The sequence below is a fragment of the Halomonas nitroreducens genome (assembly GCF_003966155.1).
In the GTDB taxonomy this organism is placed as follows: Bacteria; Pseudomonadota; Gammaproteobacteria; order Pseudomonadales; family Halomonadaceae; genus Halomonas; species Halomonas nitroreducens.
Window position 1 is genome coordinate 69,911 of record NZ_RXNS01000005.1, and the last position, 14,201, is coordinate 84,111.

The following is a 14,201-nucleotide window of genomic DNA, read 5'->3' on the forward strand; positions in this document are numbered from 1 at the left end:
GTCACCGCGGGCTGATGCCTATACTGACGGCGCGTCCCGGCCAGGAGCAGGCCCATGAATTTCGAACGCGTCGTATTCGGCTTTTTTACCATCCTTACCCTGAGCCTCAATTACGCGTTCGTCGTGGGTGGCGTCGAGATCCACGCACACCACAATGTCTGGATTCTCACGTTCACCATCATCGTCAACCTGGTCGCGATCGGCCTGAAACTGGGAGATCGCTCGCAGACCGGGGCGTTGCTGCTGGCGTCCAGCCTGGTTGCCGGCCTTCTGCTGATCACGGCTCGCGTCGTCTGGATCGTCGCGGAACCCGGTGGCGGGGGCGGGCCGGGGCCTGGGGAAATGGCCGATATCGTCTCGATCGCAACGGGAGCGCTGGTCGCGAATATCGTTGCGATGGTGATTCTGGTGGGCGATACGCTGCTCTCCCGGCGCTAGGGTGGCGCGCGGGCCGGCTCGGCGTGGCAGCTGCGATCCGGGACAGGCAGAGGGAGGAGTGAACGCGTGGCGCCGACCTCCGATCTTGACCGCGTGACGATGATCGTCCTGCGCTATATGCGCCGGCCGCTGTTCGCGCTGCTGTTCGTGTACTCGGTGGGCATCATGGGCATGGCCCTGATGCCAGGCCAGGTCGTCGATGGTGAGACGACGTACATGAGCCTCTTCCACGCCTTCTACTTCTTCACCTACACGGCGACCACGACCGGTTTCGGCGAGCTGCCCAACGGCTTCAGCGAGGAGCAGCGCCTGTGGACCATCTTCTGCCTCTATACCGGTGTCATTGCATGGTTCTATGCGATCGGATCCCTGGTTCGTCTGGTTCAGAACCCCCATTTCATCCAGGCCATGGATGGGTTCCGGTTCGCCCGCAAGGTCGCGCACAACGTGGAGCCTTTCGTCATCCTCTGTGGGTTCGGCGATACCGGCAGTCTGCTTGCCCGGGGCCTGAGCGACCACTACATGCGCGCCGTGATACTCGATTCCGATCCGGAACGCATCAAGGCATTGGGCGTGCGCGATTACCGGGTCGCGATGCCGGGACTCTGTGCGGATGCCAGCACACCGAAACACCTCCTGGCCGCGGGGGTAGAGCACACCGCTTGCCGGGCTCTGGTCGCGTTGACCAACGATGACGACGTCAATCTCAAGATCGCGGTGATGGCACGGCACCTGAATCCTCGGCTCCGGGTCATCTGTCGTTCGACCTCGGCCCGCCACGAGACCAATTTGCGGGCGCTGGACAATGTAACGGTCGTCGACCCGTTCGAGATCTTCGCCCAGCTCGTCTACTGGGCAATCGCACGCTCCGAACTTCACAACCTCAATGCGTGGTTCGTGGGCGTACATGGTGTCGAACTGGGAGAACCGATACAGGTGCCTCGGGGCAACTGGATTCTGTGCGGGTACGGACGCATGGGGCACTGGATCCATCACTACCTCCAGAGCCATGGAGTCGGCGTACGTATTATCGATCCGGAAATGGACGCCAGCGTGGCTGAAGAAGGTACGGTCATGATCCAGGCTCACGCCGATCATTCGGCCTTGGTGACGGCGGAGATTGACGACGCGGCCGGGGTCGTCGTCGCGACGAACCGCGATTCTGACAATCTCAGTGCCTTGTTGTCGGTGACCGAGCTCAATTCGGATGCATTTCGCATCGTGCGCCAGAACAGTCATGAGAATCAGGTCGCGTTCGATGCCGCGCGGGCCGATCTGCTCCTCCAGCACAGCCTGACAGCGGCGCGCCGGATCCTGAAGCTGCTGATCTCGCCCCTCGTTCAGGAACTGATCGACTGGCTCGCGGAACGCCAACCGGCCCTGACGGAAGAACTGGTGGGGCGTCTGCAGGCGGCCATGGGGGCGGAACCCCCGCATCTGTGGTCGGTCAGGCTCGTCCCGGGAGAGGCCCCGGCCGTGACCGACTATCTGGACAATGAGGGAGTGATCACGCTCGGTGCGCTGTGCCGTGATGCGCGGACGTTTCCGGAGGGGCTCCCGTGCGAGGCACTCGCGATCCGCAGGGCGGGCCATTCGATCATGCTTCCGGATGAGGATTGTTCGCTCGAGGCCGGTGACGAGATTCTCTTCTGCGGGGTCCAGTGGGTGGAGCAGATCCTGCAGGCGACGCTGCATAATCCCTATACGCTTCGGTATGTCATAACCGGGGTCGATGAGCCGCGCGGGTACGTGTTCGCATGGCTGAAGACAGGCTTATGGCGGCGTCGCGGCGATCACAAGCTGGACGGTCGCCGACCCCGGCCCTGAGCAATCATCGGGCGCGTGAGCGCGCCGGGATCCGGCGTTTGGGGCTTGCGTGAACGCAACGGCGTGCGCGTGCCGACCACCGCGGTGTCGGGTGCCCCCGAGGCCCCGACGACCAGCCACGCCGTTTGGCGGGACTGCGCCTATCCGGTAGGCGTCAAGGCTCAGAAGCGCTAAGGCGTGCGACCCGGCCTCGTCGCAGGCGTGGTGCATGTGCCGCGCTCAGCGCTTTCACCCCCCACGGCGGCCGATCAAGGATTCCTTTGTTTAGCGGTAATTTATACCCTGTCCCGGGCCGATGCTGGCCTCGGCGCAGAGGGCTGTGAGTGCGTGCTCGGTAGCTTCAAGTAGTTAGCGGCGGTGTCTGCCCGGGCGTCCGGCGACTCGCCTGCCAGCCTCGGCACCACGCCGAGGCAGGGAGCTTCCAGGCAGCGCTCCAGGGTAGCCTGGTTGTCCCGGTAGAGCGCCACGTCCTCGGCGAAGCCGGAGTCGACGAGATTGCCCACCCAGCCGGCCAGGTCTAGGCCATCGGCCCGGACCGCCTCGGCCGTGAGCCGGGCATGGCTCAGGCAGCCGAGCTTCAGGCCCACCACCAGGATCACCGGCAACTCCAGGCGCCGGGCCAGTCCGGCGAGGTCCTCGCTGTCGTTGAGCGGGACCCGCCAGCCGCCGGCCCCCTCGATCAGTGTCAGGTTGCGGTCGTCGGCCAGCGCGGCGGCAGTGCACTCGACCAGGGCGTCGAGAGTCGGCACCTCGCCGGCGCGACGGGCGGCCAGGTGCGGGGCAATGGCCGGGGCATAGGCGAAGGGGTTGACGCTGGCATAGGGCGGGGCGGGCATGCTCTGGGCCTGGAGGGTCAGGGCGTCGATATTGCGCAGCCCTGCCGCCGTCGGCTCGCAGCCGGACGCCACCGGCTTGAGCCCCAGGGTGGTGAGGCCTTCCCGGCGGGCCAGGGCCAGCAGGCCACTGGTCACCAGGGTCTTGCCTGCATCGGTGTCGGTGCCGGTGACGAAGTAGACGGCCATGTCAGTGCTCCAGGGTCAGGGTCAGCAGGCGATAGGAGACGGGTAGGCCCGCCGGGGTACGCAGGGCCTCGAAGCGTCGCGCGGCGCGGGCCACGTCGGCCCGCGACAGTTGCGCCCCGGGGCGGGCCACCTGGGCTCCGACGCCCTTGATCGAGGCCATCACCGCGGCCAGGTCGGGGTAGTGGAAGCGCTCGGTACGCGCCTCGACGGACACGCCGCGAAAGCCGGCGCGGTGGGCGGCCAGGCGATGGGCCCCGACATCGCGAAAGCCCAGCAGGGCGGCGGGCTGTTGCGGTCGCGACCAGGCCTGGTGCACTTCGGCGAGGGTGCCGGGTCCCAGGGTAGTGATCAGAGCACGGCCCCCGGGCCGCAGGACGCGGTGCAGCTCGGCCATCACCGCGTCGAGATCCGGGCACCACTGGATCGCCAGGTTCGAGACCACCAGGTCGAGGCTCGCCGTGGCCAGTGGCAGGGCGCCGGCGTCGCCCACCAGCCAGCGGATGCTCGTCGGGTGGCGACGACGGGCCTCGTCCAGCATTCCCGGGGCCAGGTCCAGGCCGGTGACCCGGCAGGCCTCTCCATAGCGCCGGGCCAGGTTGGCGGTCATTTCCCCGGGACCGCAGCCCATGTCGAGAAGACTGTGGGCCTGCGCGGGAAGGCGGGCCAGCAGGTGGTCACCCATGGCCTGCTGGGCCTGGGCCCGCTCCTGGTAATGGGGAGCGGCCCGGGAAAAGGCTCGAGCCACCCGTGCCCGCCAGGCAGGGTCGTCCGGACGGCGCTTGTCGAGCATCGGTTGGGCGGTCATGGCAGGGCCTCCGGTGCAGTCGGTGGCAAGGCCGGGGCATTGGCGACGGCGGTCAACAGCGCCGCCAGGCGCTCGGGCTGGCTGAGCATCGGGCAGTGGCCGGCCTTCGCCAGGCGCCAGTCGGCGGCCTCGCGGGCCGCGGGGGCGAGCAGCGGGTCGGCCTCTCCCGCCAGGCGGTACACCGGGCACGGCGCCACGCCCCGTCGCCGGCTGGCGTCCAGCCGGGCCAGTTGGTCGAGGCCGGCGGCCAGGGTTGTCAGGCCGGCCGGTGGCGCCTGGCCGATCAGCCCCAGCAGCTGCCGATGGGCGGCCCGGGGCGATGGTTCACCGCGGAGCTGCCAGCGCAGGAAGTGGGCGCGGGTGGCCTCGGGATCGCGGCGGAAGGCGCGTCGGAAGGTGGCGAGCTCCTCGCCGTCGACGCCATCCGGGTGGCAGAAGCGCGGGCCCATGCCGATGACCACCAGGGCGCGGGGGGCCGGCAGGTGGTCAAGCAGTGCCTCGGCCAGCAGGCCTCCCAGGGACCAGCCCACCCAGACGGCCTGGGTCGGCAGCGCTTCGGCCATGCCCCGGGCCGTGTCGGCCAGACAGTCTGGCTCGTGGCTCTCCGGCTGCTGCCCGTAGCCGGGCCAGTCGGGAGCGCTTACCGCTATCCCCGGCGGCCAGTGGCCATCCAGGGCCTGCCAGATACGGGCGTCGCAGCCCCAGCCGGAGAGCAGGACCAGGCGGTTCATGCCATCTCCTCCCGGGCGCAGGTCGCCAGCGCCTCCAGCAGCGCGTCCAGGGCATCGTCACCGTGGGCGGCGCTCAGCGTGATGCGCAGGCGAGCCTCGCCGTGGGGCACCGTGGGGGCGCGGATGGCACCGACGCGCAGGCCCTGGTCGCCCAGCCGGGCCGCCCAGCGCATCACCCGCTCGCTGTCGCCCAGCACGACGGGCTGGATGGGGGTGGTCGACGCGCCCAGCGGCAGGCCGAGTCGCCGAGCCTCGCGGCGGAAGCGGTCAATGCGCTCTTGGAGCCGGGTACGGCGCTCGGGTTCGGACTCGAGGATGTCGAGGGCGGCCAGGGTCGCCGCGGCCACACCGGGGGGCTGGGCGGTGGTGTAGACGTAGGGCCGGGCGAACTGGATCAGGTGCTCGATCAGCGCCTCGCTGCCGGCAACGAAGGCGCCGGCGCTGCCCAGCGCCTTGCCCAGGGTGCCGACCAGCACCGGCACCTCTTCCATGCCATGGGCCCGGCCCACGCAGCCATCGCCGTGCTCCCCGAGCACGCCCAGGCCGTGAGCGTCGTCGACCATCAGCCAGGCCCGGTGGCGCCGGCAGGTGGTCGCGAGGCCCCCGATATCGGCGGTGTCGCCGTCCATGCTGAAGACGCCGTCGCTGACCACCAGGCGCGGGGCCTCGCCGGGGACGCGCGCCAACAGGGCGTCGAGGTCATCGAGGTCGCGGTGGTGGAAGCGCCGCGAGGGGCTGCCGGCGAGTTGGGTGCCGTCCAGTAGTGAGGCGTGGTTGAGACGATCCTGGAAGACCCGGCAGTGCCGGTCACAGAGGGCCTGGAGGGTGCCCAGGTTGGCCATGTAGCCGGTGGAGAACAGCAGCGCCCGGGGGCGGCCGGTGAGTTCGGCCAGGCGCTGCTCCAGGGTCTCGTGGACCGTCAGGTGGCCGCTTACCAGGTGCGAGGCGCGGGCGCCGGCACCGAAGCGGCGGGCGCCCTCGGCCTGGGCTTCGGCCAGGCGCGGGTCCCGGGCCAGGCCCAGGTAGTCATTGCCGGCGAAGTCGATGAGTGGCTCATCGACGGCCAGGGTGGGGCGCGATCGCCACAGGCCCGCGGCCCGGCGAGTCTCAGCATGCTCGGCCAGGCGACGCTGCCAGGGGGCATCGCGGACGTCCATGGCCGATCAGGCCTGCGCCGCGTCGTAGAACAGCTCGCTGCCCCGCTGCCGCTGGATGGCATCCTCGAGGGCGGCTTGTGCCTGGCCGTCGTCGGCACAGGTCTCGCGGCGCTCCGGGTGCAGGCCGAGCTTGTCGAACAGCGCCCGGTCGCGCTCCACCTGGGGATTGCCGGTAGTCAGCAGGGTATCCCCGTAGAAGATGGAGTTGGCACCGGCAAGGAAGGCCATGGCCTGGGTCGATTCGGCCATCTGCTCGCGTCCGGCGGAGAGCCGCACATGGCTCTTCGGCATCAGGATGCGGGCCACGGCGATGGCACGGATGAATTCCAGCGGGTCGAGGTCCTCCACGTCCTCCAGGGGCGTGCCGGGGACCTTGACCAGCATGTTGATGGGCACGGACTCCGGATGCGGCTCGAGGCGCACCAGCTGCTGGAGCAGGGCGGCACGGTCGCGCGGCGCCTCGCCCATGCCGAGGATGCCGCCTGAGCAGACCTTCATGCCGGCCTCGCGGACATTGGCCAGGGTATCCAGCCGGTCGGCATAGGTGCGGGTGGTGATGATCTCGCCGTAGTAGTCCGGGGAGGTGTCGAGGTTGTGGTTGTAGTAGTCGAGGCCGGCCTCGGAGAGCCGCCTGGCCTGGTCGGCATCGACCATGCCCAGGGTCATGCAGGTCTCGAGCCCCAGGGCCTTGACCTGGCTGACCATCTCCATCACCACTCGCAGATCCTTCTCCCGGGGACTGCGCCAGGCGGCACCCATGCAGAAGCGGCTGGCGCCGGCCTCCTTGGCAGACCTGGCCTGCTCCACCACCTTCTCGATCTCGAGCAGCTTCTCCTTCTCCAGTTCGGTGGCGTAGTGGCCGGACTGCGGGCAGTACTTGCAGTCCTCCGGGCAGGCACCGGTCTTGATCGAGAGCAGCGTGGAGACCTGGACAGCGTTGGCATCGAAGTGGGCCCGATGGACTTGCTGGGCACGAAACAGCAGGTCGTTGAAGGGCAGCGCGAACAGGGCCTCGATCTCCTCCAGGCTCCAGTCGTGGCGGATGGCCGGGTGGCCGGCTAGGGTCAAGGCATCCGGGGCATTGTCGGGGCGTTGGGCAGGCATGGCGGGCTCGCTTCTGGTCAACTGGTCGCGGATCGCGGGGTTGACCGATAGGGTACGGGGGCAATTGGGTATGTCAACCTTTCGCCGTCGAGAGGTTGACGACTGGTTGCGTCGCGCCCTGCCGGGGCGTTGCCTGTTCTGCCTGGGAGTCAGCCAGGATAGTCGTCCCTGGTGTGAGGCCTGTCTTGCAGCGCTTCCCTGGAACCGCACGGCCTGTCCGCGCTGCGGCGAGCCCCAGCCCGGCCAGGCCGTCGGCCGGGTCTGCGGGCACTGTCTGCGGCATCCGCCAGCCTTCGACCGGACGCGGGTGGCCCTGCGTTACGAGGACGAGGTGGCGATACTGCTGCAACGCTTCAAGTTCCATGCCTCCCCGCGGGCCGGGGCGGTGCTGCTGGCGCTATTGGAGGTAGGCTGTCGGCCAATGTCGGGACAGGCCCCCCAGGCCCTGCTGGCGGTGCCCCTGCATCCGCACCGGGCACACCAGCGGGGCTTCGACCAGGGGCGTTGGCTGGCCGAGCGACTGGCGGCCCGCCAGGCGATCCCGCTGCTGCGGGCGCAGCGTCATCGCGATACGCCGAGCCAGCGCGGCCTGGATCGCCGGCGGCGGCGAGGCAACCTGCGTGGCGCTTTCAGTGTGACCGGGCCGCTGCCCGCGCGGGTGGCTCTGCTCGACGACGTGATGACCACCGGCGCAACCCTGGATGCCCTGGCGCGTGCCTGTCGCCGGGCGGGCGCCGAGCAGATCGAGGCCTGGGCGGTCGCCCGTACGCCGCTGGAGTCGCCCTGAGGCGCCGGGGAGCGCGGCGGGACCGCTCGCTTTGCTACCATGGGCCTTTGATCCCGACGAGAGTGCCCATGAACGACGCGACGCACCCCTTTGCCCGCCTCGCACCCGCCCGGGTGGTGGCGGCGGTGGAGTCCCTGGGGTTCTGGCTGCCCGGTGAACCCTTCGCGCTCAACAGCTACGAGAACCGAGTCTACCTGGTGCACGATGACGAGCGGCGACGCTGGGTGGTCAAGTTCTACCGTCCCGAGCGCTGGAGCGATGATCAGATCCAGGAGGAGCACGACTTCCTGGCCGAGCTCGAGACCGCCGGCGTGGCGGTGGCCGCCCCCTGGCGCGATGCTGCCGGTACCAGTCTCCACTGCGCCGAAGGCTTTCGTTTCGCGGTCTTTCCCCAGCTGCCGGGCCAGGCGCCGGAGCTGGAGGAGCCAACCCATCTTTTCGCCCTGGGTGAAGTCATCGGGGCCATGCATGCGGTCGGCGCGCGTCGCCCCTTCGTCCATCGCCGGGTCATGGACCTGGATGCCATGGTCGGGGAGGCCTGCGAGGGCGTGTTGGCAAGCCGCTGGCTGGACCGGCGACAGCGGCTCGCCTACCAGCGGGTGACCGAGGCCCTGCGTCCCGCCCTGGCCGCTCAGGCCTGGTCGCCCTCGTGGAACCTGCGTGTGCACGGCGACTGCCATCTGGGCAACATGCTGGGGCGCGACGAGCACTTCGCTCTGGTCGATTTCGACGACTGCCTGATGGCTCCGGCAGTACAGGATCTCTGGATGCTGCTGACTGCCCAGGAGGAAGGCGAGCGGCAGATGCAGCTCTCGGAAGTGATTGAGGGCTACGAGCAGCATCGCGACTTCGACCGCGGCGAGTTGGCGCTGGTGGAGCCCCTGCGCACGTTGCGCCTGTTGCGCCATAGTGCCTGGCTGGTGGCCCGCTGGGACGATCCGGCCTTTCCCCTGGCCTTCCCCTGGCTGGCCGATGCGGGCTATTGGGAGGCGCATATCCGCGAACTGGAACAGCAGCGCCAGGCACTGGAGGGGGCGCCGCGCTGGCTTGCCCAGTGAGCCGTCCCCCGGGCGGCCCAACGGCCCCCTGCCAGGGGGCGTCGGAGATCGCGGCGTCCTGCCAGTCTGCGCTTATTCGCCAGCGGCGTCGTCGACCTGGCCGGGATTGGCCTCGCGGCGTTCGGCATTGAGCTGCGCCGAGGGGTTGGCCTGCTGCTCGATGCGGATCGGGCTGGTGAGGGTCAGCAGGAAGCTGTCGCCCGGTGCCAGGCGACATTGGTCGTCGTCGCAGGCGGCGATGCCGAAATGACCGTCGCTGCCGTAAGCGCCGGCCGTGAGTTCGCCACTGTAGATCTCGCTATCGCCGCCTTCGGCCTCGATGCAGGTCAGGGAATGGGTGGTCAGGCGGATGCGGTCGCCATCGCGCTGGGCATCGCCGGTCACCACGCAGTAGTCAGGCAGCCGGTGGCTGCCGGTGCCGCTGTCCACCGGGCGCAGCACGATATCGTCCCGGCGCGGAGTCTGGGCGTCGAGCACGAGGTCGTCGACGACCTCCATCTCGACCTGGGCATCGGCGGGGAGTTCGAGGGTGTCGCCCATGGCCAGGCTCGGCAGTGCCAGGGCGGTGGCCATCAGCAGCAGGGTCGGGGTCTTGATCATGTCGGCTCTCGGGGGTGACTTGGGCACAGCATGAAGGTGACTTTACTTTACCACACGGCGGGAGGGCGGGCAGCCGTGCGCCGGCATGGTACGCGCGACATTCTGTCACTGCCCGGGTCAAGCGGCCACTGCGTCCGGCGGCGCCATGCGCTAGAATTGTGACCTTCCGGATCCATTTGCTTGTACATGCATTGGGTTTTGTATAGTTTACGTATAAAGGTGTGGTGGCCGGGCCTGTGCCCACGCACCGCGACAACGACACTGCATGGGGCCTGACCATGACCGAACAACTCGCTAACCACTATCGCCGGATCATCGAGGAGCTGGGGGAAAATCCCGAGCGTGAAGGCCTGCGCGATACCCCCAAGCGGGCCGCCAAGGCCATGCAGTTCCTCAATCACGGCTATACCCAGTCCCTGGAAGGGATCGTCAACGGGGCGGTGTTCGAGTCGGACACCGACGAGATGGTGCTGGTCAAGGATATCGAGCTGTATTCGATGTGCGAGCACCATCTCCTGCCCTTCATCGGCAAGTGCCATATCGCCTACCTGCCGCGGGGCAAGGTGCTGGGCCTGTCCAAGTTCGCCCGCATCGTCGACATGTATGCCCGGCGGATGCAGATCCAGGAGAACCTGACCCGCCAGATCGCCGAGGCCGTCCAGCAGGTGACCGAGGCCCGCGGCGTGGCCGTGGTGATTGAAGCCCGGCACCTGTGCATGATGATGCGCGGGGTGGAGAAGCAGAACTCGAGCATGACCTCCTCGGTGATGCTGGGCGCTTTCCGCGAGCACCAGAGCACCCGGCAGGAGTTCCTGACCCTGGTTCACGGCCGCTGAAGGAGCTCGCCATGCCGTTGCATGCCCTGGATGACCAGCACCTCGACCACGACCTGGCCACGATCCGTATCAAGAACCTGCGGCTGCGCACCCATATCGGCATCAAGGAGGAGGAGATCCGCAATCGCCAGGACGTGGTGATCAATGCGGTGATCCGCTACCGGGCCGAGAAGGCGGTGGCCTTCAATCATATCGAGCAGGCCCTCAACTATCGCACCATCACCAAGCAGGTGATTGCCCATGTCGAGGAGAATCGCTTCCTGCTGCTCGAACGCATGACCCGGGAAGTGCTCGACCTGATCATGAGCTTCGAGCAGGTGCTGACGGCCCAGGTCGAAATCGACAAGCCTTACGCATTGCGCTTTGCCGATTCGGTCTCCATCACCCTGTCCGACTCTCGGGAACCGCGGCGCGGGGCCTGAGCCGACCGTCGGCTGGCCGATTGCACGATGGGGGGCCGTGGCGGTTGGCGCATCGGGGTCCTTGCGCTTAGCATGAGGATCAACCCTCACGATGTGCCTTCGCAGCCAGGAGTCGACCATGGAAGCCCTGAAGGAAACCCAGCTCTACTGTCCCTTCGCCTATATCGACGGTAGCTGGGTCGCCGCTGATAGCGGTGAGCAGATCGACGTGATCAATCCGGCCACCGGCGAGACGATGGGCAATGTGCCGCGGCTGGGACGTGCCGAGACCGAGCGAGCCATCGAGGCCGCCGATGCGGCCCTGCCGGCCTGGCGGAGTCTCACGGCCCAGGAGCGCGCCGATATCCTCATGAAATGGCACGACCTGATGCTCGAGCATCAGGACGACCTGGCCATGATCATGACCCATGAGCAGGGCAAGCCGCTCAAGGAGGCCGCCGGGGAAATCGCCTATGCGGCAAGCTTCCTGCGCTGGTTCGCCGAGGAGGCGCGGCGGGTCTACGGCGAGACGGTGCCCGCGGCCAAGCCCCACCAGCGCATCCTGGTGACCAAGCAGCCCATCGGGGTGGTCGGCGCCATCACGCCCTGGAACTTTCCCGCCGCCATGATCACCCGCAAGGCGGGCGCCGCCCTGGCCGCCGGCTGTACTTTCGTGGTCAAGCCGGCCAGCCAGACCCCGTTCTCGGCCACGGCCCTGGCTCTTCTCGCCGAGCGGGCCGGCGTGCCCCGCGGCGTGTTCAACGTGGTGCCCGGTCGCGCCGCGGAGATTGCCGCGGCCCTCACCGAGTCCCCGGTGGTGCGCAAGATCACCTTCACCGGCTCTACCGAGGTGGGGCGCGAGCTGATGGCCCAGGCGTCCCGTCACGTGCAGAAGATCTCCCTGGAACTGGGCGGCAATGCACCCTTTATCGTCTTCGAGGATGCCGACCTGGATGCAGCGGTGGATGGCGCCATGGCCGCCAAGTTCCGCAACGCCGGCCAGACCTGCGTGTGCACCAACCGATTCCTGGTGCAGTCCAGCGTGGTCAACGCCTTCTGCGAGAAGCTGGCGGTGGCCATGAACAGCGAGCTCAAGGTGGGCGACGGTACCGAGTCCGACGTCAACATCGGACCGCTGATCGACGACAAGGCGGTGGCCAAGGTGACCGAGCATGTCCAGGACGCCGTGGACCACGGGGCCGAACTGCTGCTGGGCGGACATGCCCATCCGCTGGGCGGCAGCTTCTTCACCCCCACCCTGATCAGCGATGCCAGCGGTGCCATGAAGGTGGCCCGGGAGGAGACCTTCGGGCCGTTGGCCGCGGTCTTCCCCTTCGAGGACGAGGAGGATGCCGTGAGCATGGCCAACGACACCGAGTTCGGTCTTGCCTCCTACTTCTACTCCCGCGACCTGGGACGCGTGTGGCGGGTCGCCGAGGCTCTGGAATACGGCATGGTGGGCATCAACACCGGGCTGATCTCCAATGCCGCTGCCCCCTTCGGCGGGGTCAAGGCCTCGGGCCTGGGTCGCGAAGGGGGACACCAGGGGCTCGACGAGTTCCTCGAGACCAAGTACCTGTGCATCGATCTCGGTGACTAAACCCCCGCCTCAAGCGGTAAGCTTGAAGATCGCCGCTTCCCGGCAAAGTGCGATGAACCAAGAAAAACACCCCGCCGAGCACGCTCGGTGGGGTGTTTCTTTATAAGGTACCTGAGAAAACGGCTGGACGATGGTCAGGCTAGGTGAAAATCGGCGCGAAAGCGGAGTTTGCTTTTGCAAATGAGCACTTCAAGCCGATTTTCAACGACGGCATGGCCGGGTTCCAGCGTTTACCTCTCCGTTTAGTGGCGGAAGTGGCGCATGCCGGTGAACACCATGGCGATGCCCGCCTCGTTGGCGGCGTCGATCACCTCCTGGTCGCGCATGGAGCCGCCGGGCTGGATCACCGCGGTGATGCCGGCCGCCGCCGCCGCGTCGATGCCGTCGCGGAAGGGGAAGAAGGCATCGGAGGCCATCACCGAGCCCGGCACCGAGAGGCCCTCGTCGGCGGCCTTGATGCCGGCGATCCGCGCCGAGTAGACGCGGCTCATCTGGCCGGCGCCCACGCCGATGGTCTGGCCGTTCTTGGCATAGACGATGGCATTGGACTTGACGTACTTGCCGACTTTCCAGGCAAAGGCCAGGTCGCGCATCTCCTGCTCCGATGGCACCCGCTCGGTGACCACGGTGAGCTCGTCGCGGCCGACCATGCCCAGGTCGCGATCCTGGACCAGCAGCCCGCCGGTGACGCGCTTGAAGTCATGGGCATGCTCGCGCTCGCCGGGCCAGTGGGCACCGATGTCGAGCAGGCGCACGTTCTTCTTCTCGGCGACGATCGCTCGGGCCTGCTCCTCGACTCCGGGGGCAATGATGACCTCGACGAACTGGCGATCGATGATCGCCCGGGCCGTGTCCGCGTCCAGTGGCCGGTTGAAGGCGATGATGCCGCCGAAGGCACTGGTCGGGTCGGTGGCGAAGGCCTTGTCGTAGGCCTCCTTCAGGCTGGCGCCCACGGCCACGCCACAGGGGTTGGCGTGCTTGACGATCACGCAGGCGGTGTCGGTGAAGGTCTTGACGCACTCCAGGGCGGCGTCGGTGTCGGCGACATTGTTGAACGACAGCGGCTTGCCCTGCAGGGTCTCGGCGGTCGCCACACTGGGCTCCCGGCAGTCGGTCTCGACATAGAAGGCGGCCGACTGGTGGGGATTCTCGCCGTAGCGCATGGCCTGCTTCTTCTTGAACTGCAGGTTGTAGGTGCGCGGGAAGCCGTCCTCGCCCCCCGGGACCCGCTGGCCCAGGTAGTCGGCGATGGCCGCATCATAGCCGGCGGTGTGCTCGAAGGCCTTGACAGCCAGGTCGAAGCGGGTGGCCTGCTGCATGCCGCCCTGGGCAACCTCCCCGAGGACCCGGTCATAGTCGCCGGCGTCCACCACGATGGTGGTGTAGGCATGGTTCTTGGCGCAGGCCCGTACCATGGTCGGCCCGCCGATGTCGATATTCTCGATGGCCTCTTCCAGGCTGCAGTCGGGGCGCGCCACGGTGGCCGAAAAGGGATAGAGGTTGACCACCACCATATCGATCGGCGCGATGTCGTGTTCGGTCATGACCGCATCGTCCTGGCCTCGGCGCCCGAGGATGCCGCCGTGGATCTTGGGATGCAGGGTCTTGACCCGACCGTCCATGATCTCGGGAAAGCCGGTGTGCTCGGAAACCTCGGTCACCGGGATGTCATGCTCCCGGAGCAGGCGATAGGTGCCGCCGGTGGAGAGCAGCGCGACACCCTGTTCGCTGAGGCCGCGGGCGAAATCGACGATGCCGGTCTTGTCGGACACGCTGATCAGGGCGCGGCGGACCGGAGTGGGAGAGGGGACTTGAGACATGGGCGTCACTCTATT

General features: G+C 67.9%; 14 protein-coding genes. 7 read left to right on the forward strand and 7 right to left on the reverse strand.

Annotated features, from left to right (window positions below):
* The first annotated feature begins 54 nt into the window (after positions 1–54).
* Positions 55–438 carry a DUF6394 family protein gene (locus EKG36_RS06670; protein ID WP_126482322.1) on the forward strand — a complete coding sequence of 128 codons (384 nt, stop codon included), beginning with the start codon at positions 55–57 and terminating at the stop codon, positions 436–438.
* A gap of 66 nt (positions 439–504) precedes the next feature.
* Complete coding sequence (locus tag EKG36_RS06675; RefSeq protein WP_126482324.1) at positions 505–2,265, forward strand: potassium channel family protein; 1,761 nt, start codon at positions 505–507, stop codon at positions 2,263–2,265.
* A gap of 275 nt (positions 2,266–2,540) precedes the next feature.
* Here EKG36_RS06675 and bioD read toward each other — a convergent pair whose 3' ends face one another.
* Genes bioD through bioB form a run of 5 tightly spaced genes read right to left on the reverse strand, consistent with a single transcriptional unit; the run spans position 2,541 to position 7,084 of the window.
* Entirely contained in the window at positions 2,541–3,287 is a 747-nt protein-coding gene (bioD, locus tag EKG36_RS06680; protein WP_126482326.1) for a dethiobiotin synthase, read from the reverse strand.
* Position 3,288: 1 nt separating this feature from the next.
* Positions 3,289–4,092, reverse strand: coding sequence for a methyltransferase domain-containing protein (locus EKG36_RS06685; RefSeq protein WP_126482328.1), 804 nt, complete (start codon positions 4,090–4,092; stop codon positions 3,289–3,291).
* Positions 4,089–4,823 carry an alpha/beta fold hydrolase gene (locus tag EKG36_RS06690; protein WP_126482330.1) on the reverse strand — a complete coding sequence of 245 codons (735 nt, stop codon included), beginning with the start codon at positions 4,821–4,823 and terminating at the stop codon, positions 4,089–4,091. The genes EKG36_RS06685 and EKG36_RS06690 overlap by 4 nt, the downstream gene beginning before the upstream one ends.
* On the reverse strand, positions 4,820–5,980 hold the full coding sequence (bioF, locus tag EKG36_RS06695) for an 8-amino-7-oxononanoate synthase (protein ID WP_126482332.1): 1,161 nt from the start codon (positions 5,978–5,980) through the stop codon (positions 4,820–4,822). Before bioF ends, EKG36_RS06690 begins: the two co-directional genes overlap by 4 nt.
* A gap of 6 nt (positions 5,981–5,986) precedes the next feature.
* Positions 5,987–7,084, reverse strand: coding sequence for a biotin synthase BioB (gene bioB / locus EKG36_RS06700; protein WP_126482334.1), 1,098 nt, complete (start codon positions 7,082–7,084; stop codon positions 5,987–5,989).
* Positions 7,085–7,154: 70 nt separating this feature from the next.
* Between bioB and EKG36_RS06705 the strand changes: the two genes are divergently transcribed.
* Both EKG36_RS06705 and EKG36_RS06710 read left to right on the forward strand, forming a co-directional pair.
* Positions 7,155–7,871: a ComFC family protein gene (locus tag EKG36_RS06705; RefSeq protein WP_185827493.1), complete on the forward strand. Its 717-nt coding sequence runs from the start codon at positions 7,155–7,157 to the stop codon at positions 7,869–7,871.
* A 68-nt stretch (positions 7,872–7,939) separates the two neighbouring features.
* Entirely contained in the window at positions 7,940–8,929 is a 990-nt protein-coding gene (locus tag EKG36_RS06710) for a serine/threonine protein kinase (protein ID WP_126482336.1), read from the forward strand.
* Between the two features lie 72 nt (positions 8,930–9,001).
* Here the strand turns inward: EKG36_RS06710 and EKG36_RS06715 are convergent, their stop codons facing one another.
* Positions 9,002–9,529 (reverse strand): TraB/TrbI/VirB10 family type IV secretion system protein, encoded by a 528-nt coding sequence (locus tag EKG36_RS06715; protein ID WP_126482338.1) that lies wholly within the window; start codon positions 9,527–9,529, stop codon positions 9,002–9,004.
* Positions 9,530–9,807: 278 nt separating this feature from the next.
* Here EKG36_RS06715 and folE point away from each other — a divergent pair, with 278 nt between their 5' ends.
* From folE to EKG36_RS06730, 3 genes are all read left to right on the forward strand, one after another.
* Positions 9,808–10,365, forward strand: coding sequence for a GTP cyclohydrolase I FolE (folE, locus tag EKG36_RS06720; RefSeq protein WP_126482340.1), 558 nt, complete (start codon positions 9,808–9,810; stop codon positions 10,363–10,365).
* Positions 10,366–10,376: 11 nt separating this feature from the next.
* Positions 10,377–10,787, forward strand: a complete 411-nt coding sequence (folX, locus tag EKG36_RS06725; RefSeq protein WP_126482342.1) for a dihydroneopterin triphosphate 2'-epimerase — start codon at positions 10,377–10,379, stop codon at positions 10,785–10,787.
* 118 nt (positions 10,788–10,905) lie between these two features.
* The gene (locus EKG36_RS06730; protein WP_126482344.1) at positions 10,906–12,366 is read left to right on the forward strand and encodes an NAD-dependent succinate-semialdehyde dehydrogenase; all 1,461 of its coding nucleotides are present in this window, start codon (positions 10,906–10,908) and stop codon (positions 12,364–12,366) included.
* A gap of 242 nt (positions 12,367–12,608) precedes the next feature.
* On the opposite strand, the gene purH is transcribed toward EKG36_RS06730, so the two are convergent.
* Positions 12,609–14,186, reverse strand: coding sequence for a bifunctional phosphoribosylaminoimidazolecarboxamide formyltransferase/IMP cyclohydrolase (gene purH, locus EKG36_RS06735; protein ID WP_126482346.1), 1,578 nt, complete (start codon positions 14,184–14,186; stop codon positions 12,609–12,611).
* Positions 14,187–14,201: the final 15 nt, after the last annotated feature.

Coding starts and splice junctions, on each gene's coding strand:
- EKG36_RS06670 (WP_126482322.1), top strand. CDS start 55: ATGAATTTCGAACGCGTCGTATTCGGCTTTTTTACCATCCTTACCCTG.
- bioD (WP_126482326.1), bottom strand. CDS start 3,287: ATGGCCGTCTACTTCGTCACCGGCACCGACACCGATGCAGGCAAGACC.
- EKG36_RS06685 (WP_126482328.1), bottom strand. CDS start 4,092: ATGACCGCCCAACCGATGCTCGACAAGCGCCGTCCGGACGACCCTGCC.
- EKG36_RS06690 (WP_126482330.1), bottom strand. CDS start 4,823: ATGAACCGCCTGGTCCTGCTCTCCGGCTGGGGCTGCGACGCCCGTATC.
- bioF (WP_126482332.1), bottom strand. CDS start 5,980: ATGGACGTCCGCGATGCCCCCTGGCAGCGTCGCCTGGCCGAGCATGCT.
- bioB (WP_126482334.1), bottom strand. CDS start 7,084: ATGCCTGCCCAACGCCCCGACAATGCCCCGGATGCCTTGACCCTAGCC.
- EKG36_RS06705 (WP_185827493.1), top strand. CDS start 7,155: ATGTCAACCTTTCGCCGTCGAGAGGTTGACGACTGGTTGCGTCGCGCC.
- EKG36_RS06710 (WP_126482336.1), top strand. CDS start 7,940: ATGAACGACGCGACGCACCCCTTTGCCCGCCTCGCACCCGCCCGGGTG.
- EKG36_RS06715 (WP_126482338.1), bottom strand. CDS start 9,529: ATGATCAAGACCCCGACCCTGCTGCTGATGGCCACCGCCCTGGCACTG.
- folE (WP_126482340.1), top strand. CDS start 9,808: ATGACCGAACAACTCGCTAACCACTATCGCCGGATCATCGAGGAGCTG.
- folX (WP_126482342.1), top strand. CDS start 10,377: ATGCCGTTGCATGCCCTGGATGACCAGCACCTCGACCACGACCTGGCC.
- EKG36_RS06730 (WP_126482344.1), top strand. CDS start 10,906: ATGGAAGCCCTGAAGGAAACCCAGCTCTACTGTCCCTTCGCCTATATC.
- purH (WP_126482346.1), bottom strand. CDS start 14,186: ATGTCTCAAGTCCCCTCTCCCACTCCGGTCCGCCGCGCCCTGATCAGC.